The 24,873-nt window shown below is 47.8% G+C and carries 19 protein-coding genes; 10 read left to right on the top strand and 9 right to left on the bottom strand.

Translation table 11 applies throughout. The features are described from left to right. Genes NH568_RS02695 through NH568_RS02670 form a run of 6 tightly spaced genes read left to right on the top strand, consistent with a single transcriptional unit; the run spans position 1 to position 6,599 of the window. A complete protein-coding gene (locus tag NH568_RS02695; protein WP_253044441.1) occupies positions 1-1,980 on the top strand; it encodes a methyl-accepting chemotaxis protein in 1,980 nt (659 codons plus the stop codon). A 6-nt stretch (positions 1,981-1,986) separates the two neighbouring features. Next, a complete protein-coding gene (locus NH568_RS02690) occupies positions 1,987-2,556 on the top strand; it encodes a chemotaxis protein CheW (RefSeq protein WP_253044440.1) in 570 nt (189 codons plus the stop codon). A 1-nt stretch (position 2,557) separates the two neighbouring features. After that, positions 2,558-3,103 (top strand): chemotaxis protein CheW, encoded by a 546-nt coding sequence (locus NH568_RS02685; RefSeq protein ID WP_253044439.1) that lies wholly within the window; start codon positions 2,558-2,560, stop codon positions 3,101-3,103. 6 nt (positions 3,104-3,109) lie between these two features. Then, positions 3,110-3,913 (top strand): CheR family methyltransferase, encoded by an 804-nt coding sequence (locus tag NH568_RS02680; RefSeq protein WP_253044438.1) that lies wholly within the window; start codon positions 3,110-3,112, stop codon positions 3,911-3,913. Further along, positions 3,910-4,974 carry a chemotaxis response regulator protein-glutamate methylesterase gene (locus NH568_RS02675; RefSeq protein ID WP_253044437.1) on the top strand — a complete coding sequence of 355 codons (1,065 nt, stop codon included), beginning with the start codon at positions 3,910-3,912 and terminating at the stop codon, positions 4,972-4,974. Before NH568_RS02680 ends, NH568_RS02675 begins: the two co-directional genes overlap by 4 nt. Before the next feature lie 5 nt (positions 4,975-4,979). Continuing rightward, positions 4,980-6,599: a bifunctional diguanylate cyclase/phosphodiesterase gene (locus NH568_RS02670; RefSeq protein ID WP_253044436.1), complete on the top strand. Its 1,620-nt coding sequence runs from the start codon at positions 4,980-4,982 to the stop codon at positions 6,597-6,599. A 50-nt stretch (positions 6,600-6,649) separates the two neighbouring features. Here NH568_RS02670 and NH568_RS02665 read toward each other — a convergent pair whose 3' ends face one another. From NH568_RS02665 to NH568_RS02655, 3 genes are read right to left on the bottom strand one after another with little or no spacing between them, the layout of a single operon-like run. Then, positions 6,650-7,876 carry a lipoprotein-releasing ABC transporter permease subunit gene (locus NH568_RS02665; RefSeq protein ID WP_253044435.1) on the bottom strand — a complete coding sequence of 409 codons (1,227 nt, stop codon included), beginning with the start codon at positions 7,874-7,876 and terminating at the stop codon, positions 6,650-6,652. A gap of 4 nt (positions 7,877-7,880) precedes the next feature. Next, entirely contained in the window at positions 7,881-8,579 is a 699-nt protein-coding gene (lolD, locus tag NH568_RS02660; protein WP_253044434.1) for a lipoprotein-releasing ABC transporter ATP-binding protein LolD, read from the bottom strand. Beyond that, the gene (locus NH568_RS02655) at positions 8,572-9,783 is read right to left on the bottom strand and encodes a lipoprotein-releasing ABC transporter permease subunit (protein ID WP_253044433.1); all 1,212 of its coding nucleotides are present in this window, start codon (positions 9,781-9,783) and stop codon (positions 8,572-8,574) included. Before NH568_RS02655 ends, lolD begins: the two co-directional genes overlap by 8 nt. Before the next feature lie 167 nt (positions 9,784-9,950). Between NH568_RS02655 and NH568_RS02650 the strand changes: the two genes are divergently transcribed. Next, positions 9,951-11,618 carry a SulP family inorganic anion transporter gene (locus NH568_RS02650; RefSeq protein WP_253044432.1) on the top strand — a complete coding sequence of 556 codons (1,668 nt, stop codon included), beginning with the start codon at positions 9,951-9,953 and terminating at the stop codon, positions 11,616-11,618. Here the strand turns inward: NH568_RS02650 and NH568_RS02645 are convergent. Continuing rightward, a complete protein-coding gene (locus NH568_RS02645) occupies positions 11,615-12,481 on the bottom strand; it encodes a LysR family transcriptional regulator (RefSeq protein WP_253044431.1) in 867 nt (288 codons plus the stop codon). The two genes, NH568_RS02650 and NH568_RS02645, sit on opposite strands and share 4 nt — an antisense overlap. Positions 12,482-12,575: 94 nt before the next feature. Here NH568_RS02645 and NH568_RS02640 point away from each other — a divergent pair, with 94 nt between their 5' ends. Further along, positions 12,576-13,700, top strand: coding sequence for an S-(hydroxymethyl)glutathione dehydrogenase/class III alcohol dehydrogenase (locus tag NH568_RS02640; RefSeq protein WP_138543718.1), 1,125 nt, complete (start codon positions 12,576-12,578; stop codon positions 13,698-13,700). Between the two features lie 9 nt (positions 13,701-13,709). Next, positions 13,710-14,552, top strand: a complete 843-nt coding sequence (gene fghA / locus NH568_RS02635; RefSeq protein WP_253044430.1) for an S-formylglutathione hydrolase — start codon at positions 13,710-13,712, stop codon at positions 14,550-14,552. 49 nt (positions 14,553-14,601) lie between these two features. Here the strand turns inward: fghA and NH568_RS02630 are convergent, their stop codons facing one another. Next, a complete protein-coding gene (locus tag NH568_RS02630) occupies positions 14,602-16,503 on the bottom strand; it encodes a beta-ketoacyl synthase (RefSeq protein ID WP_253044429.1) in 1,902 nt (633 codons plus the stop codon). A 117-nt stretch (positions 16,504-16,620) separates the two neighbouring features. On the opposite strand from NH568_RS02630, the gene NH568_RS02625 reads away from it, so the two are divergent. Beyond that, positions 16,621-17,616 carry a helix-turn-helix domain-containing protein gene (locus NH568_RS02625; RefSeq protein WP_253044428.1) on the top strand — a complete coding sequence of 332 codons (996 nt, stop codon included), beginning with the start codon at positions 16,621-16,623 and terminating at the stop codon, positions 17,614-17,616. Here the strand turns inward: NH568_RS02625 and NH568_RS02620 are convergent, their stop codons facing one another. From NH568_RS02620 to NH568_RS02605, 4 genes are all read right to left on the bottom strand, one after another. Beyond that, positions 17,617-18,093 (bottom strand): GreA/GreB family elongation factor, encoded by a 477-nt coding sequence (locus NH568_RS02620; protein ID WP_253044427.1) that lies wholly within the window; start codon positions 18,091-18,093, stop codon positions 17,617-17,619. A gap of 135 nt (positions 18,094-18,228) precedes the next feature. Continuing rightward, positions 18,229-20,139, bottom strand: a complete 1,911-nt coding sequence (locus NH568_RS02615) for a hypothetical protein (RefSeq protein ID WP_253044426.1) — start codon at positions 20,137-20,139, stop codon at positions 18,229-18,231. A 12-nt stretch (positions 20,140-20,151) separates the two neighbouring features. Continuing rightward, on the bottom strand, positions 20,152-21,246 hold the full coding sequence (locus tag NH568_RS02610) for a hypothetical protein (RefSeq protein ID WP_253044425.1): 1,095 nt from the start codon (positions 21,244-21,246) through the stop codon (positions 20,152-20,154). A gap of 60 nt (positions 21,247-21,306) precedes the next feature. Further along, positions 21,307-24,348 (bottom strand): hypothetical protein, encoded by a 3,042-nt coding sequence (locus NH568_RS02605; RefSeq protein ID WP_253044424.1) that lies wholly within the window; start codon positions 24,346-24,348, stop codon positions 21,307-21,309. Positions 24,349-24,873 lie beyond the last annotated feature (525 nt).

The raw sequence follows: 24,873 nt of genomic DNA, 5'->3' as shown, positions 1-24,873 counted from the left end.
ATGTTTAAGAATCTGACCATCAAAAACAAAATCATTCTGGCCATGTTTACCATGGGGCTGCTGCTGTTGGTGATTGCCGTGTCTGTGCAAATGAAAAATGGCCGTATCGAAGGATTTGCCACCGATGTGGGTCAAACCGACATCCCCGAAGCCATCTATGCACTGAATATGCTCGATGAGCTTGGCGACATGAACAGCAATGTGCTGGAATACATTGCCGGTGAAGCCGATGAAAAAGCAGACTTTTTGTCTAATTACAGTGAGTTTACAAACTATCTGGAAGACCTTAAACGGCTCAACTCTGTTGATACCAGCTACATTCGTCAACTGGAGGATTTGGTGCGCCGGTATGCAAGCGAAAACCAGGAACTGATCTTTGATCGCTTTGATCCCCTTCAGGAGGAAAAAGCAGTCGAAAAGTATGAGTACCTCAACCGCGAATTCGCAGAGCCACTGGAAAGCCTGCTCGATTCACAGAAAGAGGCAGAAGTGGCTGATGCCGGCAGCAGCGGTGACTTTGCTGAAGTGGTAAACGATGATTTACCCGGCGTGCGCTATTACCTGGAGCTGATAGACGAGCAAGGCGACATGATGAGCTCGCTGAATGCCTATATGCGGGGACGAGTGGGTGCCACCGCCGCGTTCGAAAAAGACGCACGGACCTTTTCCAACTTTCTGGCTGAACTCAAACCGCTCGAGAGAAAACCACTGGAAATAAAAGCCATTGGTGATATCGAACGCATGTATCTGGGGCTCTATAACGGCGGTAAAGAGATTTTCGCGATGTACGACCCCAGACAGAAGATCCAGGCGTCTAAAGATGTTGACCGGCTGGAGCATGATATTTTCAGTAAAATAGAGGAAATACTGGAAAAGATCTCCAACGAAGCCATTGCTGAAAGCACCACCTCACTCAATGACCTGATGTCTGCCGCTCGTGACAGCATCCAGCTGGTGTGGGGCTTGCTGATAGTCGCGATTGTGCTTGCTATCGCCACCGCCGCCTTCTTGATCCGCGGGATTGTTCTCCCTATTAATGCGCTCGCGGATGCCGCGGAGGACCTGCGTTCAGGCGAAGGCGACCTGACCCGCCGTATCCCGGATTTTGGCAATGACGAAATCGGACAGACGGCACAAAGTTTTAACGGTTTCATTGAGCGACTGCAAAACATTTTATTAGATATTCAGGAGTCCGTTGAGTCCATCGCCCACAGCACCAACGAAGTCAGCACCACCTCCCGTATGCTCAGTTCCACCTCGAATCAGCTTGCAGCCAGCGTCGAGGAAACCTCCGCATCACTGGAGCAAATGAGCTCTTCTATCTCGATGAATACGGAGAACTCGAAAATGACCAATGACATTGCCAAGCAGTCCAGTAGTGAAGCAAATGATGGCGGCCAGGCGGTAAAAGACACGGTTCAGGCCATGACGCAGATTGCCGAAAAAATTGGTATTATCGAAGACATCGCTTACAAAACCAATCTGCTGGCACTTAACGCTGCCATTGAGGCCGCCAGAGCCGGTGAACATGGTAAAGGCTTTGCCGTGGTAGCAGATGAGGTGCGTAAACTGGCCGAGCGTTCTCAGGTCGCCGCACAGGATATCAGTACACTGGCCGACAACAGCGTTAAGATTGCGCAGCATGCCGGTGCTATGCTCGACAGAATGGTACCTAATATCGGCAAAACCGCGGATCTGGTGCAGGAAATCACCGCCGCCTCGACAGAGCAAAGTACCAGCGTTGCTGAAATCAATCGCACCGTTGCTCAGCTTGATGAAATCGCCCAGCAAAATGCCTCCGCCTCAGAAGAGCTGGCCTCTACCGCTAAGATGGTTCAGGACCAGACCGGGGATATTCGCTCTACCGTCGGTTACTTTAAATTGAGTAATAACGGCCGTGGCAGCAAAGGGCGCCTTGCTCATATGGCCCATGAAAACAGTCATAGTCGGGAAGACGGTTATACCCCGTTTGATGAGTAATGTGCTATGAATGACTCAGTTTCCAGCTCTGGCACCACGGCTTATGACCACAATAAATACCTGGCGTTTGAACTTAATGGCGCGTCGTATTCAATCAGTATTTCCATTGTAAGGGAGATAATGGAGTACATTGAGGTGGATAAAATCCCTATGGCGCCCGATTTTATTATTGGTGCCATCAACCTCAGAGGGCTGGTTATCCCGGTTTTTGATTTATCCGTCAGGCTTAACAAGCCTGTACAGGCCATCACCAATCGCACTTGTATCATTGTGGCTGAGTGCAACTACAAAGCACAAAATATTACTGTTGGTCTGAAAGTAGATATGGTCACCAAAGTGTTAGATATCCCGGCTCATGAAATTGATCAGGTGCCCAGTATTGCCGGCCAGTTTCATAGTCGTTTTGTATATGGTCTGGCCAAATTAACAGACAACCTGATGACAATACTGGACATCACTAAAATACTGACGCTGGATGATATGCAGTTGTTTGACGACTTGCAGCAGCAACACAAACAGCTGTCATTTGAACTGCCTCTTGATGCCGACTCCAACGCACAGTTTAAGGAGACCTAGTATGAACTCAGAAACTATGGTGGCAGAAAACACGGCAAGCAATGATGAGCTCCACTCTTTGCTCGTGTCTATCGGAAACGACACCTTTGGCATTCCGATAGAGTCAGTCAAAGAGGTCATTGAGCTGACCGACACCACTATGGTGCCTATGTGCAACCAGGTGATCCGAGGCGTGATCAATGTACGGGGCAGCGTGATCCCCGTACTGGACCTGCAGCATCGCCTGATGCTGAAAAACCCTCAACCCTACAACAAATACAGCTGTATTGTATTGTATGACTTCTACGACCCCAGCCTGGATGAGGTCATGACACTCGGCATGCTGGTCAGTGGCGTAATGTCCATCCAGTTTATCAACTGTACTCAGCTGGAAGATTCACCTTCGTTTGGCGCCAACATTCCCCGTCACTTCGTCTGGAAAATGGCCAAGATTAATAATCAACTCACAATTTTGCTGGATATGAAAAGCGTGCTCAATATCAGCGAAATCAATACTCAGCTCAAGTCCTCTCAGGCCGAGTTTTTTACCCGGTTTTGCCAGCGCTAGATCACTATGGCGATTTCAGCGCTGGAATTTCAACAACTCAACCGGCTGTTTGAACAACATACCGGGATAAGTCTGGGTAAAAACAAAGCCGATATTGTGGCCAGTCGCCTTGCCAGCCGGTTGCGCGCCAGTCGCAGTCCGTCTTTTAGCAAATACTACCGATTATTACTGACACCGGAGGGCAAAGAGGAACTACAGATTTTCATCGATAAGCTGACTACACATGAGACCTATTTTTTTCGCGAGCAGGCCCAGTTTGAATATCTTTACCACTACTATCAACACAATCGCCCCAGACATTCACCAATTCGCGCCTGGAGTGCAGCCTGCTCCAGCGGTGAAGAAGCCTACTCTCTCGCTATGATCCTCGACGATCTGTTTTACAATCGACCCTGGCATGTTATCGGAACGGATATTTCTGAAATGTCGGTGCTGATGGCCAGAGATGCCCGCTATGCGATTTCCACCGTGGGGAAGATCCCGAAACGTTACCGTATCCGCTATTGCATGAAAGGAACAGGCAAGAATGCCGACAATTTTACGCTTATCTCCACACTGAAGAAACAATGTAGTTTTCAGGAAGACAACTTATTGAACCTGACCACAGTGGATTTCTCTTTTGATGTTATTTTCTTACGCAATGTGCTGATCTATTTTGACAAACCCAAACAACAAGCCATCCTAAGTAATATCATCAAGCGTTTAAACCATGGCGGTTTACTCTTTTTAGGACATTCGGAAGCCATGCGTGACAAGCCCGCATGTCTGCAAACTCTGAGTCCGTGCATCTATAAGAAGGTGGCCTTATGACCAGTGTCTTTATCATCGATGATTCTGCGCTGATGCGCCAGATCATGAGTGAGGTCATCGCCCATGAGCGCACCTTAAATGTCAGTGGAACGGCACCGGACCCTATCATTGCCGAGCGCAAAATGAAACTCAACTGGCCAGATGTGATCTTGCTGGATATCGAAATGCCAAAAATGGATGGCCTGACTTTCCTGAAAAAAATCATGCAGGAGCGCCCTACACCAGTAATCATCTGCTCGGCGCTGGCGCAGGAAAAAACCGCCACAGCCATCGAGGCATTGGCCTGCGGCGCAGTCGATGTCATTGCAAAACCCACCCAGGGGCTGGGCGACTTCCTGCACAGCGACTCGGTATCACAGATCATTGACGCCATCAAAGCCGCCACCAAAGCCAAGGTTCGTCAGCTTAAATACCTCAATGAAAACACGTTTCGGGAGCTACACACGACAGAAGAAGTGCTGCCCGCACACAAAACCGAGCAACCTCCCGACAGTGCCGGAAAAGTGATCGCCGTCGGAGCGTCGACTGGCGGCACGGAGGCAATCGCCCGACTCCTTCAGCTGCTGCCGTCTCACTCCCCTCCGATTGTGATCGTGCAACATATGCCAGGTAAATTCACCGCAGCGTTTGCACAACGACTCAATGACATCACTCCACATACCGTTGCGGAGGGTCAAACGGCTTTAAGGCTTCGTACAGGCCATGTTTATATCGCGCCGGGTGGCCAGCATATGTTGGTAAAACGCCAGGGCTCAGACTACTATTTAGAAATACGCGATGGGCCACTCGTGAGTCGCCATAAGCCTTCGGTCGATGTGCTGTTCCGCTCTGTGGCTCAATCGGTTGGAAGCCACGCCATTGGTGTGATCTTAACCGGTATGGGAAACGACGGAGCGAGCGGTTTGCTGGAAATGAAGCAAAAAGGTGCGATCACTTTTGCAGAGAGTGAAGCCAGCTGTGTAGTATTTGGCATGCCAAAAGAAGCCATCGCAAGGGGGGCCGTCGACAAAATCTATGCGCTGAGTAACCTCCCTTATCAGATCCAAAAAGCGCTTGGGTGATCTGTATGAAAAAGCAACTGAGTCAACTTCTGGACATTGCCTATCTCAGCTATGATGAGCAAGGCCAGATCACAGCCCTCTCTGGTGCAGCAGAGCGCATGCTGGATTTAAAACCCGGTGATGTCCTGTCGCAAAAACTGGTGTTTATTGACGAAGATTTTAAAGAGCTCAGTATTTCTGAGATCTTGTTCGACCCTATTTTTGACCAGATAGAGCTAGGTATCAGTATTGATAACAGCAGCGTTACCTGGGTGAGATTATACAGCTTCAGGCAGGATAACCTCTACTATATACGACTGGAACCTATGGAAGAGCTTATTTCAGTCAGGCGTCTGAATAAGCAATTGGCTATCCGCGACCCCCATACCGGATTACTCTATCGGGATGCCTTTATCAGCAAAATTAAAGAGCAGTCACATCAGGGGACCATCTGCTGTGTCCGCATCTGTAATTTCCAACGTATTTCCGAGGTATGGAATATTGGCGTCGCCAACTTGGTATTTATGGAGATCCTGGCACGATTTCAGGGCGAGTTCGATAAGGGTATTTTTTCGAAACATTCTTCCGATTGTTACTGTGTGTTTATCCCACATTTTGTGCCCATCAATATAGAAACGTTATACAAACAGCTCAATGAGCCGTTCAATTTTAACGGCAACAGTTTCTACAGCAATGTCTCTCTTGGCTATTATAAAGAGCAGCCAGAAGACGACCATGAACTGAGTCTCAACAAAGCGGAAATAGCAACCTTTGACTCGCTCTCGGATCACAATCGCCTGGTGGAATTTAAAGAGACCCTGGCCAAGCAGATTGAACGACAAAACAAAATTGAAACAGGCCTGCGCGGTGCCCTTTATCAGGGTAACCTGGCGGACAGCTTTGAGGTGGTCTTTCAGCCAATACATGACACCAAAACCGAACGCCTGATTGGCGCTGAATGCCTGATGCGCTGGGAGCTGGATGGTCAGCCGATTCCGCCCACCGAATTTATCCCTGTCATAGAAAGTACAGGGGAAATCAACAAACTCACACACTTTACACTAAGCCAGATCAACGTGCTAAAGGCGCTGCTGGCCGAGGAGCACATCGAGGCCAGCTTGTTTCGTTTTGCCATCAACATCAGCGTAGTAGAAATTCTCGACGTTAACTTCACCACCCGACTGCTACAAGCTCTGGACAGGATGGCACTCAATCCCGCCAAGATAAAACTGGAACTCACAGAGTCGGCGCTGATTGACAACTTTAATTATATCAATGAAATTTTACAGAAATTGCAAAGCAAAGGGCTAATGATATCCATTGATGACTTCGGTACTGGTTACTCCAGCTTGAGTTACTTGTGCAAATTGCATTTCGACGAGATAAAAATAGACCGGGCCTTTGTTACCCATGTTGTCAGTGACGGAAAAATGCAGTCTTTGTTTAATTCCATCGTCTCTCTGGCAAAAAATCTCGATAAGCCTCTGGTTGCAGAAGGCATTGAGCACTTAGATCAGATGATTTACGCCAAAGCCAAAGGCGTTGAATATGTACAGGGCTATTACTACAGCAAGCCATTGAGTATTGAAGATTTTGTAGACTATGTTGTCGCCGACAAGTCAAGCTACCTACACTTTGAAGAGTAACGCACTCACAACGCATACATTATATATGCGTTGTGCGTACTTTATTAGTCCTAACCACCCAGAACTCTGGCGGGGTCGACTTTGACAGCCTGCCAGGCTGGATACAGGCAGGACAATACGGCAATCACCAGAGTGATAGACAACACGGCCACGACATCAAACCACATCAACTGACTGGGCAAAAACTCTATAAAGTATACTCCCTGAAGCGGGTTATCCCCATCCATCTCAACCCAGGCACGGAATAAGTCTGAGATATTCAATGCCAACACAATGCCAATAAACAGGCCAACCAGTGCCCCGATGAGCGCATAACTTACCCCCTGTATAGCGAAGGTAGCAAATATAGTGCTGTCTTTCGCACCCATGGTTTTTAAAATGGCGATATCCGCCTGCTTTTCCTTTACTTCCATCACCATGGAAGACACTATGTTAAAACTGGCGACTGCAATTATCAAAAACACCACCAGGTAGACTATGGTTCTGACCATCTGTATGTCCTGATAAAGACTGCCCTGGGTACGAAACCAGCTGTTAACATAAACCAGATCGGGTAACGCTCTGCCCGCAGACATCGCAACCTGATGGGCCGAAAAAACATCATCGACTTTTGCGCGCAGTCCGGTAACCTGGTCCTCAGCCAGCCCCATTGCCTGTTGCAACCTGCTCACCGATACCAAGGCTAATGAGCGGTCAATTGGCCCACCCATATCAATGGTTCCAGCCAATATAAAGTTTAACCGCTTTGGTGCCGCCAGGGGAGAATCAGCCTGAGGATTGGCCACCAACAACGTGACCTTGTCACCGGGCGATAACTCCAGATCTTTGGCAATATGCTGGCCCAAGACAATGTCATCCCCAGACAATGCAGACAATGACGTCCCTTTGATAAACTGCCCCACCTCCGAAACCGTGTGATGAGAAGCAAAATCCACACCTTTCACTTCAGCGGCTTTCAACTCACCACGAAACTGCACCATAGCTGTGACCGAAATCTCTGGCACTGCTGCAACAATACCCGGTTGTGCCTCCAGTAAACGGACCTTATCAGGCCAGTCAGAAATTGGCTCATATGGTGCCTGATAAGCCACATGCGGCACCACTGACAGCAAGCGGGTCTTTAGCTGCTGCTCAAACCCATTAATGACCGATAATGCGACAATCAATACGGCCACACCCAGCATCACACCAAGCGTTGACGATTTACTCAAAAACCCGATCAACCCAGCCTGATGTTTAGATGCACGTAACCGGTTACTGATAAATATACTCAGCATTGCACTAAGCCTCACTTTGTAACGATTGTTCTACCAGAACACCGTCATCCAATGCCACAGCACGACCTAACTTGGCAGCGAGTTCCAGATCGTGTGTCACCACCACAAAGCTGGTTTTCAAATCACGGTTAAGCTCTTTGAGTAAGGTATAAATTTTCAACGCATTTTGTTTATCCAGGTTCCCCGTCGGCTCATCCGCCAGTACCAAGGCCGGGCGGGTGACCAATGCCCGGGCAATCGCTACGCGCTGACGTTCACCACCGGATAGCTCAGATGGACGATGGCCACCGCGATGTGCCAACCCCACTTTATCCAGCATTTCCTCGGCCTGAGCGTGTGCTGCTTTAGGCGACTGACCCGATATCAGCAGCGGCATTGCGACATTTTCAAGCGCAGTGAAATCCATCAACAAATGATGAAACTGATAGATAAAGCCCAGGTTTTGGTTGCGAAAATCGGCTTGCTTGCGACGCGACAAGCTGGCGACATCGGTGCCCTTAATTTGAACTGTGCCACTGCTTGCAGTATCCAGCGTGCCAAGAATATGTAACAAGGTACTTTTGCCCGAGCCTGAGCTACCGACAATCGCCAGCATATCGCCTTGTGTAAGCGCCAGTTCGACCCCTTTTAACACCTCAACCTGCTGCCCCGCTTCATCATAGGCCTTATTCAGACCCTGACACTCAATTACTAAATCACTCATACCTTAACACCTCAGCAGGAAGCACTTTTGCGGCTTTAAACGCCGGATACAATGTTGCAATAAAACTCAATAACAAACTGGTTGCTACTATCAGGCTCAAACTCAACCAGTCGAACCGAACTGGTAACTCAGCCCCACCAAGCAAAGATAAGCCGCTAAGCGCTACCACTTCATTGATATTGCTGGCCAGCAGGTAGCCAAATACCGTGCCCAATAGGGTCCCAACTAAACCGTTATACAACCCCTGAACCATAAATACCCGAGCGATGGCACTCGGTGTCAATCCCAGAGTTTGTAAAATAGCGACTTCGCCCTGCTTTTCACTGACCATCATGGACAAAGCAGAAACAATATTAAAGACCGCGACAATCACAATCAGCCCGAGTAACAGAGACATAATACGTTTTTCCATCGCCACAGCAGCAAATAGCGCCCCCTGTTGTACATGCCAGTCTGAATACGTCAGCCCTGACAGCAGCGGAGCATAAGTGGTTTTGAACTCATTAACGGCAAACGCATCTTTGAGGGTAATACTGATATCAAAGTCTGCTGGTTTGCGCTTAAGCAGACGTTGCAAACTCTTACCATCGGCAAAAGCCAAGTTGACATCGGCTTCACTGCGTGTGTTATAGATCAACGCCACAGTGAACAAGCGCTGCTTGGGAACCCGTCCCATCGGGGTGTAGCTGCTGATATCCGGCATGATCACCCGAACTTTTTGGCCTAAACGAACGTCCAGTTGGTTTGCCAGATAGCGACTCAATGCCAGTTGATATTTCTGCTCACGAAATTGCGCTATGCTGCCCGCTTCGACATGGGGCTCGAGTGCGGAAGGATAACCACTGAAAGCGCCCTGTAGTCGTACCCCAACCAGATCTTTGTTGGTCTGCAGGATCACATCACTGGTCACATAAGGCGTAACCCGTTTTACCTCAGGTAAAGTAGCTAATTTATCTAGTAACTGTGCTGCCTCTGCCTTTCGGTCTTCTGACGACTTGTGCAGCTGCACATGGGGGATCAAGTCTAGCATGGCGTTTTTAAGGCTCTGCTCAAACCCGTTCATCACGGAACTGACCGTGATCAGTGCCATTAAACCAAGTGCAATACCGGCAATGGAAAAAAACGAAATAAAAGACACAAACCCGTTGCCTTTTGTAGCACGGCTGTATCTAAGCCCTATATAAAGGCTAACAGGCTGAAACATAATAGTTTATTTTTCTATATATAAGTTCAGTGCACGATACTAGCACAATCGAGAAAGCAGGGTCATACCTTTGACCCCAAAAAAAAGTGTAAAATTTTTTAATTGTGGCTCTAAATTACACTGGATTTTAGTGTAGAATGCGGCAAATCTCGCGGTATGGACCTTCAATGTTTTCGTTATCAAGATTTAAACATATGAATTTCAAGGGAGATTTGTTCGGTGGTGTGACCACTGCAATCATTTCCCTACCACTCGCCCTCGCCTTTGGCGTGGCATCCGGAGCCGGAGCTGAAGCCGGTATGTGGGGCGCAATTCTCGTTGGCCTCTTCGCTGCCTTGTTTGGCGGTTCAACCTCCCTGATCTCAGAGCCAACTGGCCCGATGACGGTCATTATGACAGCAGTGCTGACCACTATGGTGTCAAAATACCCCGAAGCCGGACCGGCGATGGCCTTTACTGTGGTGATGATGGCTGGGGCATTCCAGATATTATTGGGTACGCTCAAACTCGGTAAATACGTCACTTTAATGCCCTACAGTGTGGTGTCCGGGTTTATGTCAGGTATCGGTGTGATATTGATCATCCTGCAATTGGCACCACTATTAGGCCATCAAGCCCCTCCTGGCGGCGTGCCCGGGACATTATCTGCCTTTCCAGAACTGCTTCTAAATCTACACATCTCCGAGCTTTTTTTAGGTCTTCTGACTTTGGGTGTCCTCTTCTACATGCCAAAGAAATATCGTCAGTACGTTCCTGCTCAGCTGGTTGCGTTAGTCGTTGTTACCCTGATATCCATCCTGCTTTTCGATACCGACAGCATTCGCAGAATTGGCGAGATCCCCAGCGGCCTGCCTGAGATTGTCTGGCCAACTTTTACCCCTGAACTGTTTACAGAAATGGTCATTGACGCACTAGTACTGGGGACGCTTGGATGCATAGATACATTACTGACAGCCGTCATTGGTGATAGCTTAACCCGTACCGAGCATGACTCAGACAAAGAGCTTCGTGGTCAGGGTATTGCAAACATGATTGCAGGCTTTTTTGGTGCTTTACCTGGTGCTGGTGCCACGATGGGTACCGTGGTAAATATTCAGGTAGGTGCTCGCTCTCCGCTAGCCGGTATCTTCCGGGCGCTGATCCTGATGGCCGTTGTGTTTGTTGCGGGCAGCCTGACTGAACCAATCCCGATGGCTGTGCTCGCTGGTATCGCCGTCTACGTCGGGATTAATATTCTCGATTGGAGCTTTATCCAGCGCGCGCACAAACTCAGTATTAGCCAGATGGCTATCATGTACGGCGTTATGCTGCTCACTGTATTCGTCGATTTGATGGTTGCTGTTGGCCTGGGTGTGTTTATTTCCAACATTATGGTCATTGAGCGCCTTAGCCGTGTGCAGGAACAACATGTCAAAGCCATCAGTGACGGCGATGCCGATGAAGACGTGCCATTATCCACCCACGAACGCGCATTGTTGGAACAGGCTAAGGGCCAGCTATTGTTCTTTTACCTGTCAGGGCCAATGATCTTCAGCGTATCAAAAGCGATTACCCGCCAGCACCGTCATATTGGCGAGTATAAGACGATGGTGCTCGATTTAAGTGATGTCGCGATGCTGGATGTGACCGTCAGCCTGGCGATTGAGAACGCCATCAGCGATGCACTGGATGCGGATTGCCAGGTCTTCATCTACTCACCTAATAAAGACACCAGCGAGCAGCTTCAAAAGTTTGATATTCGCAGCAAACTGGGAGAGCATGCATTCTGTAACAGCCGGGAACAAGCTCTGGGCAGAGCACTGGAAGCCATGGAGGCAAGCAATACTCAGGCCTAGAGATGCTCCGCTAAAAAATCGATGAGCGCACGAATAGCCGTCGACAAATATTTTCTGGGCGGGTAAACCGCCCAGATCCCCTCCTCCATCGGAGTAAAGTCATCCAAGATTGTCACTAACTTCCCACATTCCAGGGCTTCCTGAACGTAATAATGGGGGAGTTGTACGATTCCCAATCCCTGCCTGGCCGCATCAAGTAATGCCCAACCACTGTTACATCTAAGTGTTCCGGATATTTTTACATGCCGTTCAACGCCATGATCCATAAAACGCCAGTACTGCGCATTGCCCAGCAGACAATTATGCTCTGCTAAATCTCGGATGCGCGTGATTGGCTGATGCTGTTTCAGGTAATCGGGTGAAACGCATACCAAAGTGCGCCGTTGAGACAACCGCTTAGCATGTAATGACGAATCTTTAAGCTGGCCGATTCTAATCGCCAGATCCACGCCCTGCTCGACCAAATCTAACTGAGCGTTGGTCAATTCCATATCCACAGTCACAGAGGGAAAGCGACACATAAATTGATGCACCAGCGGCATAATATATTGCTCACCATACATCACAGGTGCCGTCATCCTGATTTTCCCCGTAGGCTGAGTATCTCTTTGCCGCAAAGCGGCTGTCGCGTCCTCGTAGGCGTGCTGCAGCAGCCGTGCATGACTCAGAAAGACCTGGCCTTCCGGAGTCAGGGCCAGATTACGTGTTGTACGTGTGAGTAGCTGATATCCGAGTTCTGACTCAAGCGTTTTAACCCGCCGGCTTACCTGTGCCACGGACGTATCCAACTGCTGTGCAGCACCTGTAAATGACCCGCAGGTCGCCACCGCTACAAATTCATCTAAACCTGACCATCTGTCCATTATTACAAATACGTAAAAGTCTTTCTTAATTTTTAAGATTATCAAACTCTCAGAGCAAGTTATACTTTTGTTTTCACACTACAAAACTGGAGTAATGATGGCTGAGTTTATTAAATCACGGGCAGCGATTGCCTGGGGGCCTGGACAACCACTGAGCATTGAGGAAGTGGATGTAATGATGCCCAAAGCGGGCGAAGTATTGGTTAAAATCGTTGCCACCGGCGTGTGTCACACAGATGCATTCACTTTGTCTGGCGACGATCCTGAAGGCGTGTTCCCGGCTATTTTAGGCCACGAAGGGGGCGGTATTGTTGAGGCTGTGGGCGAAGGCGTGACCAGCGTGGCGATTGGTGATCATGTGATCCCTCTGTACACACCTGAATGCGGTGAATGTAAGTTCTGTACCTCAGGGAAAACAAATCTGTGTCAAAAAATCCGTACGACTCAGGGGAAAGGTGTCATGCCGGACGGCACCACGCGTTTCTACAAAGATGGTGAACCGATTTATCACTACATGGGTACCTCGACCTTCTCTGAGTACACGGTACTGCCTGAGATTTCTCTGGCCAAAGTGAATAAAAGCGCCCCTCTTGAAGAGATCTGCCTGCTAGGCTGTGGCGTAACCACGGGCATGGGCGCGGTCATGAATACCGCAAAAGTGCAGCCTGGTGATACCGTCGCTATCTTCGGACTAGGCGGGATCGGCCTGTCTGCGGTAATAGGTGCGGTTATGGCGGGTGCCAGCCGGATCATTGGCGTGGATATCAACACAGACAAGTATGCACTGGCACAAAAACTCGGCGCAACCGACGTTATTAATCCGAATGATTACGACAAACCTATTCAGGAAGTCATCGTAGAGATGACCGATGGTGGCGTGGACTTTTCATTTGAGTGTATTGGCAATGTCAATGTGATGCGCAGTGCACTGGAATGCTGCCATAAAGGCTGGGGCGAATCTGTCATTATTGGCGTTGCCGGCGCAGGCCAGGAAATCTCAACTCGCCCGTTCCAGCTGGTCACAGGCCGTGTCTGGCGTGGCACCGCATTTGGCGGAGTTAAAGGTCGATCTGAACTACCAGAAATCGTCGAACGCTACCTCGCAGGCGAGTTTAAACTGGATGATTTCATCACCCATACAATGTCACTCGATGATATCAACGAGGCCTTTGACCTGATGCATCAGGGCAAGAGTATTCGTTCGGTGATCCATTTCTAAGGGAAGTATATGGAACTAGTGAGTGAGAACAAGGTCGCCGGTGGCTGGCATCGACGCTATCGCCATCAAAGTCAGCACACTCAGTGTGGTATGACCTTTGCTATCTTCCTGCCAGAACAGGCAAATAACACCCAGCCAGTACCTGTACTTTACTGGCTGTCGGGATTGACCTGCACTGACGAGAACTTTATGCAAAAGGCTGGTGCATTTAAGCGGGCCAATGAGTTGGGTATCGCAATCGTGACTCCAGATACGTCGCCGCGTGGCGACGATGTACCTGATGACCCCCAGCAGTGTTATGACTTTGGTCTGGGAGCAGGCTTTTATGTCAACGCTACTCGAGCGCCTTATGATAAACACTATCAGATGTACAGCTACGTAAGCGAAGAGTTACCTGCGCTGATCGAGCAGCAGTTCCCAGTTTCTGATAAGCGTGCCATCGCTGGCCATTCTATGGGGGGTCATGGCGCACTGGTTATCGGGCTAAAAAACCCATCGCGGTATTGCAGTATCTCTGCGTTTAGCCCTATTTCTAACCCGGCAGATTGCCCATGGGGCAAGAAAGCATTTTCGGGTTATTTGGGTGATGAGAGTCATGCCTGGCTGGCCTATGACGCCTGCAACTTGCTCAGACAAAGTAAGGACGACCTGAAAGTGCCTGTTCGCGTTGATCAGGGTGAGGCCGACCAGTTCCTTGATGAACAGCTTAAGCCCGAAGCTCTGGTAAAAGCGGCTCAGACTGTGGACTATCCCCTTACACTGACGATGCACCCGGGCTATGATCACAGCTACTTTTTTATTTCGTCATTCATTGATGCGCAACTGGATTTCCACGCGCAGTATCTGAAGTAAACCACAAAAAAAGGCGCTGACGCGCCTTTTGTTTGCTTAACATAATATTTTAAACGGTCAAATCGCCATACTGATTGTTCACTGTCAGTTTGACTGATTTATCAAAGCCCGGAATACCCAGCGCCTCTTTACTTAACTGCAATTGTGATTCATCGATCATGCCATTGCCAAAGCGATAAATAAGCTCATACTGGCCGAGATCAGCCGCCTGTTGATAGCTGGCTTGCTGTTGTTTTGTTTCTGCCAGCTTGACGCTGTGCTGTGCTAATTCGGCTTCGCCATAACGCTTGGTTAGCATCTTCAGCGTCATCGCTGGTGACAGAACTGTCGCAGTCGCATTGTTGCCACCAAACCCTTTGGAGTTAATAAAGGCAATATCCATTTCTCCACAATGATAGTGATTTGTACGAATATCCAGATGTTGATCATGAACATCGTCAGCGACTGCGTCGATAGTTGTAACGCCTGGCATAATTTGATGACTAAATACTCCCAGTGCCATTGCAAGCTGATCACCTGATGCCGGGCCTATTGTATGACCCACAAATGCTTTAGGTGCCGCCACTTTCCAGCCATTAATACCGAAGGTCTCTGCAATACGATGATAAATAAAAGATTCTGTCACACGATTTTGTGGTGTGCTCGAGCCATGCGCAAGAATAAAGCTACGCTGTTGCAGTGCTTCTGTGCCTGCGATTTGTTCCGCCAGAGCGACAGACTTTGCCATTGTGATGTAATTACCAGGACCCGGTGCGGTAATTGACTTCTTAACGCCATCAGCATTGACATACACATCTGCGACTGAGCCCATAATATCGGCCCCCAGCTCCAGCGCCAGCTTGTCATCCATCAGAATGGCAACCTGAGCTCCTTCTCCGATGGTAAAGCCACAGTTTTCGCCAAACGGACGACTGGTGCGGCGATAGTCAACCTGTTCGGTATTATCCAGTTTACGCAAACCTTCCTCGTTGGCCAGTGCTCCCATATTACCGAAGCCTTCTATCACCTCAGGAGTCAGGGCACATTCTACACTGGCAACAACTGCAACGCGGGTGCGACCCGCCTGAATATCATTGACCGCCGCACGCAAATTATACAGGAAAGTTGCACAAGCGCCCGATGTTGAGAAGGTAGTGCCCACACTACCCGTCACATAGGCGTTAATGAAGTCTGTTGACATAGTGTTGAGGCCCAGAGCCAGTTGCTTAGTACTCACCCGCTCGCCTTTCATTCGACTGCGAAACAGTCCGCCAAATCCTTCATCGTTCACTTGCCCTACCACAGAGGCTGAGTAAGTCCCAATCTGATCAGGCTCAACACTGTTCATCACTGTTTGCCAGTCTAGGCCTGTTGAGCGTATAGCATCGGTCGCAGCAAAGATTGTTGCCTGGAGGCCACGCGGTTGATAACGACTGTTATACATCACTGACGGGTCAAACCCGGTTGGCAACTGACCTGCGGCTTTAATAGGGTTATCCCTGTGGCTGTCAACTTTCACTTCCAGCTGCTCAGGGATAAATACCTGAGCGGTTTTTTCGTCAATTAATTCTACCTGCCAGCTGGACGGTACCGGCGTTGGTAAGTCACGTTTGCGGCAGGTAAAAGTCAGGCCGCTATCGTCACTTGCCTGCATAGTCAATTTCTGCTGCCAGTGTGTTGCGTCAACATCAAAGTGATTTTTTTCGATCTTTCGGATCAACGTGCCTTCTATGATCTGGCGACCAAACAGAGATTCAATCTGATCCGGGCTTACAACTTCACCATCTGCGGTAACCAGTTCCGAGCCCTGTAATGATACCAAATTCATCAACGTTGCCAGGCCCAAAAAGGTTTCCTGTCTTGCAGCATCATCCAGGCTGTCTAATACTATACGGCGATACCCCTGATGGAACGAGGTTCTGCCGGAAGCGTTTACGCCTCCCATGCCTACAATAATTGGTAATGCCGTCATATCAATCTCTTATCTACTAAAACTAATAATCCGATTTTAGAACGAAGGAAAATATGTTACTTTACATTTTTCGCCACATAACATGCATATTGCGCCACAAAATAGAGGTCGGATGAGATGAAACTCCGCAGCCACCGCATTGCCTTCACAATTTACGAGCAAATGCTTATCACCAGTGTGACGCTACCAGTTGAAATGCTCCGCGCCGGAGAAGCATTTGCCAGGCGCTATCTCGGTGATGAATTTATTCCTCTTGAGCTCGCCTGGCTGAGTGAAACCGGAGACTCGGTTAACTCATCCATGGGCATCCCATTTTCAGCACACACCAGTTACGCCGCACTCAGTGAATTTGACTATACTATTATTCCCAGTATCTGGCGTAACCCCCGCCCCGTGCTGCGAAAAAATGAGTCCTTGATCTCAAATGTGGCTCAGGCATGGCGTGCAGGTGCAACGCTCATTGGTGTCGGTACCGGGGTATGTTTCCTTGCAGAGTCCGGGATCCTGGATGGTCACTCAGCCACAACTCACTGGCATTATGCAGACCAGTTTAAACGCAGTTACCCGCTCGTTGCTTTACGACCAGACTACTTTATTACTCAGTCAGAACGCTTGTATACAGTAGCCAGTTTGAATGCATTGGCAGATGTGGTCGTTCATCTTATTGGTCAATTCTATGGTCGCGAGGCAGCGCACCATGTGCAACAAAATTTTTCCCATGAAGTACGTAAGCCATATGAAGAACAAAGATATCTGGAAGGCGCAGTAGACAGACACAGTGACGAGCAAATTGCGTCCATCCAGTTTTGGTTACGTAACAATTGTGCCGATGAAATTACATTTCCAGATATTGCCACTCAGTTTGGTATGAGTTACCGAACTTTTAATCGCCGTTTTAAAGCGGCAACAGGCCAGACTGCTGCCAATTACTTACAAACAGTGCGGGTCCGGCAAGTGACTGAACTGTTGGCCTCGACGAACTTGAGCATTCAGGAAATTGCCCTGGCGTGTGGCTTTAGTTCTCAGGGGCAACTTACAAGGGTATTTAAAAGCACTATGAATCAAACACCCAGTCAATACCGTCAGGTAGTCAGGAAAAAACTGTTTTCCTAATCATGAAAGGCTGGCTACTTCCAGCCACTGTGTCGTGCCGTTAAAATGAAACTCTATTTCCTCTCCAGCGGTACGCCCTTGAAGTGCCCGCCCGATCGGGGACGCCAATGTTATCACCCTCACCTGAGTTGCGCCCAGTGTCAGCTTTAATCCGCCCTCACAGGGACCAATATAGAACCAGTGATGCTCATCCTGTTCATCCGTCAGTTCAACCAAAGCGCCAATCTGGATAGCTGATGGCGTACTTAATGTATAGGTACTCGCAAACGCATGAATCGCCTGATGTGCCTGATCAACCCTCTCGCTCTGACCCTCCGCCAGGTAACCAGACTCAATACTGAGTGAATCATACTGAGTTTCCGCCGCGCTTTGTTCATGAATCGCATCCGCTCTTGCGCTGTCTGCGGCCTGTTGTGCTTCTTGCAGCTTGCACTCCAGAGCGAACTTCAAGTGCTCAATCACATGATTTTTATTCACATTTTACCTCTGAAAAACCAATTCATACCAATTTGTCTGGTGAGGCCATAGTAGACGTAATGACAACTTGATAAAAACAACAAAAGGGCCATGAGGCCCTTTAGATTTCGGTTATTCTAGCAAATAAAGTCCTGCTCAGAACAGCGATTCAAAACTACCATCAGGAAATAACACACCAGGTATGCCACGCACGGTTTTCACATCCCCTATGAGTTTATCCCCGTAATAGTAACCCCCTGTGAAATTCCGTCCTTTCTGTTTTACATCTAGCCAGTAGCCGTCTTTACCTTTAGCAACAATGTTATTATTTTCACCGGAGCGACGTACCTCCAGTTGTATGACACGACCGCCAAGCAAGTAGCCAAGCTCAGCTGAATTCAAATTGGAAAAATCCCCCTGCTCAGCAGCTAACTGCAACTGAAAGTCAGGCGCGCCTTTAAGGTCAAAATCGGCATGTACACCAAAAGACATATCTAACGTCGTATCGTATACAAATGGCGTTCTTTCGGCTGCATAGAATGTTACCGGGGTAACCTGATTTACCGTTTCAAACTGACCTCGCAGACGTAAATTCGGGATCACGCTTTCAACGGTGTCCAGCGGAGACTTCACTCGATTCAATCGCATTCTCAAATACCCTGCGGTTTTGGATTGGTCAGTTTGCAGTGTAATAGTCCCCCCAAAGCGAGATATACCGGTGGCAGTTTCAAAACTGTCTGCTTCCAAAGCACCGTCGAAAAGTAAGTAGATATCATCCAGATCAGCCTGCAATGATACACCACCTTTACGAACTGTAATCACACCTTCCCCGGCAATACGGTCTCCCAGTATCGCGCTCTTACGCCATTCAGGCATAGTCACATCCATATTGACCTCAAAGCCCTTGCTCATGCCGGTAACGCGCCAGTTAAAGGATGGATCGGTGGCATAAACAATATCCAATTCACCTGTTTGGTATGTACCAGGTGCTGAATTTTTCGCCGGCGAGACTGCACTTACAACCTCATAAACCGCTTCAGCCAATACAAGAAACGACTCTTTGGCAACGTCATCTGCGACTAAGGTTTCAATGTCTTGCAACTGTGTGTTGAGCTCTTCACTGTATTTTTCTTCCTGAAGGCGAATGACACCCAGTGAGTCGCGGAAATGATCCAGTAAGTCATTATTGTAAACCGTGGCAGAGTCTTGAAGCGCGCTCAAGTCTTGTAGCTGCATAGCTTCGTTGGCACTCAGCAGTAGCTGATCGACAACGCTGGCAAACAGTACGCTTTCTTTCTCGTCAAGCAGTGTCTCAATGAAGTACTGATTGACCAGATTAATATAGCTTTGCCATGCACTATAATCAGCATTTGTATAGGCAGCATCAAAAGCATCTGCTAACGGACTAATAACATCTGAGTCACTGCCCTCCAGGTTCAACTGCCTCATAATATCTGAGTAGGTAAACCCTTTTGCCGCGTATTCAGCACGCAGGGAGTGATTAATACTGCTATGGCTTAGATGATAGATAGGCGTATTTGTCAAAGACAACACCGTACTGTCTAGCTTAGCATCGCTTAATAATGTGGCATATGAAGAAAAAAACAACTGATTCTGTCCCGCCACTGGCTTTGCAGTCAACTTATATTGTACGGATGCAGTTACAGGCTCCTTATAGTCAATCTCATCGTTGCCATTAAGATCATTTGGATCATTAAGCAAAGCTCGTCCGCATCCTTGCACTCTCGGGCACTGAACATTTTCAGTACTGGGGTTAAACTCAAATTGATATACAGCCCCAGCCTGCAGATTAACTGCCAGAGTATTTAAGTCATCGGTGGCAAGTTCCTGCTTTTCATTAGAACTCACTTTGGTCACAACTAAAGTACCGGATGTATCACCATACTGAGGGACATAAAATGTCACGGCTGCTGATAATGCCTCAGAGGCATCATGTCCTAAGTTGGGCAGAGCTGTGTCTACTGTCGGAGCTGGGTCACTACTCCCACCACACGCAGCCAAGGTACCTGCCAGAAGGAAAGGTAAGAGCCTATTAATTCGTCGCATTTTGTTACCTCCCTAAAAATCCAGGTTAATAAACCAGTTTAAATTAACATAATGTGCGTCATCGACATTAAGATTGTCCATTTTGACTGATAAGCCAGCATGCTGGGTTTTTATTCCCAACTCAAATGCGTCGCTATGTGTTTCATAGCCACCGAATAACGCCCAATTGTCAGCAAAGTGATACGTCAAGTTCGCCTGAAAGAAAGTATCGTCAATGAACTTACGTGCTTTCACTTCAGTTGAAAAATTATCGTTAATTCGGTAGTCGGCTCCAACGTAGTATCTAGCATCACGTTCGAAGGTGTACTCTATTTCCTGATCATACGCAGAGGTACGCAGCCTCACCGACGGCGTAGTATCGATCCCATCATCTCTCTCAGTAAACGGAATGTCAGTCGTAAATCCGTTCACAAACCCGGCACCAGTGTACTTTGTTTCATACACCAGATCTTTTCCTGCTGCCCACACTCGCAAATCATCGGTAATCTGCCAATCGACTTCCAGATCTAGGCTATAGCCATCCCCTCGTGGATTTTCAGTGGGTGTAAAAGATTTAAACAGGATATCTTTGGAGAAATAGTATTCAGCTTCAAGTTTTCCTTCTATCTCGTCCCCGAAAATGGTGCCATCTACGCGGGCATCCTGAAAGTGGGTACTTTTGAAGTAAGTAAATTTGGGCGTGACTACCAGTTTTTTATCGAGTAACTCAAGATCATATGACAGGAAAATACCATTCGTCGTGGCCTGACGACCCCATAAATAATAACGGTAATTACGTTTTTCGAATGGTAAGTCATTTTTCTCGGTATGCGTATAACGTGCTGTATCCGGGTCAAAAGCAAGCAGGTAATCAAAGCGGCTCTGGGCCCCAATACCTATGCCCTTGTATTTCATACCCAACTCAAACACATTGTAAGTAAAGGCGCTGTCACCTTCAGTCAGAGGCTTGTCAAAATCGTCAATAAACGCCTTAACGGGTTGTGCTTCAGTGTATATCTCACTGTGAAACTGATGAATTAACTGTATGTCGTTAGATGCTGAAAATGCCACCTGAGACAAAGGCATACAGCACAGAGAAAGTAGAGGTGTAATTTTTTTTAATGTCATAAACTTAACTTCTAAAAAAAGGGGAAAGGTCACCCTTTCCCCTTTTTAAATTGGCTTACATTAGTTGCTAGACTGACCGATAAAGTCAATATCCGTATACTCGATTGACAGGCCAGTAAAGTAATCAACACGGAAACCGTTTGTAATTTCCTCAACACTGCCTACCTCAACTGACTGAGCGATATCATTAAGTAATGATACACTTCCGAGTAGCGGACCATCTTGATCGATTAGACCAACTTTAAATACATAGCCGTTAAAGTTATCAATCGACACTTCAGCCATGCCTAGGTCGTCGTTGTTATCTTCATTGCGAATATCAAAGCGCGCGGTAAACTCTGTACCTTCGCTGTCACCTTTGAGCACAATTGAAGCCAACTCAGTTGAATCGTCAACAAACAATGGAGAAGGGTTACCTTGCTGGTCAACGGCAGTCAACTCAGAATGGAAGTATCCGTTGAATCCATATTGGCCATCCACAAACTCAATCAAGTTGAACGTCTTACCACGTGAAATATCAAAGTCTCGTGCATCTTCTACATTCTGGATACTGCCATCAACATAAAGTACTGAACAAGATGCATTTGGCATTTCGATGGCATCAATAGCCCAACGCTCACACTCAGCCAAATCAGGGGACTTAATCTCAACCTTTTGACCAGAGTCCGCCATCATGTAACCAGACCAGGTAAAGATAATCTTACTCTGTGCACCAGAGTTAACCTGACCGTTAGCAGCAATCTTCTCATCACCTTTAGTATTTTCCAGACTCAGAGCATAAGTGTTTGTGTTATAGCTGTACTTCCAATCAGGGAAGTTAGGAGCTGTACCACTATGGTCGCCCGAGTCTAATCCCGAATCCCAGATATCTTTCACTACATCATAGATAATTTCGCCCGCATTAAATGTAGCATCAGCGCCTTCTTTAGTTACGAAACTGAGCGTAACCATTTTGTCCGTGCCCTGCATGGCCAGCGCCGTCATTCTGTAATCTTCAATTTGTTGCGCTGTGTTTCCTTGGAGTCCAGAAATCTCAAGCACCGCTTCATCAATCAACTCATTCGACTCATTGATAGCGAGATCAGCAGCATCAGTTGAGGCATTTTGGTTTTGGGCAAGAGTTTTATATGTGTTAGCGAGCTCCAATGAGGCTTTTGCAGCGGTCTCTAATGCCTGGTATGCAGCAATAACGTCTTGCAGGCTAGTTTGAGCTTTTACTAATTCACTCAACGCAGCTTCGGCAGAGGCTTGATCTGTAATTGCAGCTACAGCAGTCATCGCTGCCTGGAATTGGACTTCCATTTCGCCTTTCTTAGCAATTGCTACTTCTTTACTTTCCTTCGCAACCAGCAGGCTCTCATCCGACGCTTGTTTAGCAACATCAAGCGTGGCACCAAACTCCGCTATCTTCGCATTGGCAGCTTCCAGCTCAGCAGAAATTTGGCCACCTAGCTGGTCTTTTTGGGCAACTAACGCAGTGACCTGGGTTAACAACTCACCTGCTTGTGTCAGTGTTGGTTGATACTTAGCATCCAAAGTCACCAACCCTGAAGAAGCAGAAACCAGTTGCTCAGCCCCAGAGAGTTCACGAACCAGCAACTTACCGAGATTGTCGCCCTCTGCATCTGTTGAAGTCGCAGCCGTAAATTGCGTGTCCAGGACGACTGCAGCACTACCATAAGCGATGGCTTTTTCTTTGGTTTCAGCATCGGCTGCCAAGGCTTTAACAGCAGTCAATGATGCAGCAAATTCATCCAGCTGAGCATCACTGCCTGTCAGCGTTTGCTTACTGGCCTCAATACTTGCCAGCAGCGAAGCATTTAAATTATCTAACGAGGTATCACCGTTACCCAGGTCGTCAAGTTGGTCAACCACTTTACCTGAATCATCTTTTAGTTGATCATCTGATGTGGCACCATTTTTAACTGCTTTATCTTTTGCTGCTTTAGCATCAGCCGCAACCTGATCGACATCACCCTCATCAACACCCGCTTCGATTAACGCTGCTTTGATAGCCGCATCATCACCTGACACAATCGCGTTTAAGACTTTACCTGCTTTCTGTGTTTCGGTTTTTAGCTTAGAAAATACCTGACTACTACCCAGGTTGCCTTGCTCAACATCACCAGACAACTCAGCTAATACGTCCGCAACTGTTCTGCTTTCTTTACCAGCCAGAGATTGGAGTGAAGACGCAACCTGCACCAACACAAGCGCACCAGCGTCAAGCTTTTCAGTTCCATCAACATCAGTAAAGTCAACCACACCACCCAGCGATAAGTCACTGGCCAGTGTTGCAACTAAGGAAAGATCTCCCACAAGCTGACCAATTACCTGAATACTGGCTTGTCCTATCGCAGCAGAGTCGATTGCAGACTCCCCGGCAAGCAAAATGCGTGCTGCTGTTGACGTAAATACAGACAAATTCGCTTTATAAGAACCGTCGTCACCATCTGCGTACGACGGGCTGCCTTTAGCCGATGCAGCTCTGGCTGCGGTGTTCGCAGAAATCAGCTTGACAACAGACAACTCGATATCGTCTTTGTACCACTCGCCAAAGTCGACCTTACCATTGTCGTTAAAGACAGAACCATCATTTACTTTTACTGCAGTACCCACACCACATCCAGCAAATGCATCACACTTAACGAGTGCATCACCATCTTTGGTTGTCTTCACTGTGATGTAAAGCGGCCCCGAAAACCCTTCATCAACATAGATTTCATATAAACCTTGTGCTGATGTTTTCAACTCTGCAGGGTTACCGCTGATTAATTTAGCTTCCGCTTTTGCTTTGGCTTCACTTTCGCTTTCCGCTGTTTCTGTCGCAGACTCTTCGCCAGCAGCTGTTCGATAAGCCAGGTCAACCATATTGCCTTGCGCGTCTACAGTCTTCACACTAACCATAGCGCCACTCAAAGTGCCCTTAACGGCCTTACCAGATACTGAAACGTTAAACTTAGCAGCAACAGTACTTTCTACTTCGGATGGGGCTGGAGGAGGGTTGACCATAGGTTTGTTATCATCACTGTCAAATAAGCTACAGCCGGTTAGGCCAAGGCTTAATGCAATGGTGGATGCCACTGGAGTAAATTTATTCATGCGCTTTGCCACTAGAGGTCTCCTTAAATAGCTTGCGTGTTTTTCTTTATTTATTTGCCTATGCGAATGTTTTTGTCAAACGAGACTCTAAGCTAATTTGGGTACTTTAGCCCATCAATATACTCAATACTCTTAACAAAGTCATTGCAAAACACACTTCTTTGTAAACAAATATAAAACGCAAAGGTGAACTTTTCCAACATAGATTTCATTCTTGCGTAGTATAGAGGCTAAATGTGACATTTCTGACATATTCTCCCTCCCCCGTCAAATCAGTCAGTTCGACTGTCAGACGCCACTCCATCACAGGTTCGCTGCAAGCGCCCACCATAACCTCGGCAGACCAAAGCTCACTTTTCTTCTGTGTAAAAAAAACAGGGATGGTTCCCATGTACATTTGAGTGCCTTCCAACCAAGCGGACTGTACCTTTATATCAGACGAGCTAAGGGCCAGGGATAAGTCAAACGGGGTCTCCGGATGCAGTTTTTTAGCTGAGCTCCAAAGCGCTGCACCGTCACTTTTAC

This window comes from Pseudoalteromonas sp. XMcav2-N, assembly GCF_024124545.1.
GTDB lineage: Bacteria > Pseudomonadota > Gammaproteobacteria > Enterobacterales > Alteromonadaceae > Pseudoalteromonas.
The sequence above is the reverse complement of the archived record's forward strand: the minus strand, read 5'-3'. Positions and strand labels throughout refer to the sequence as shown.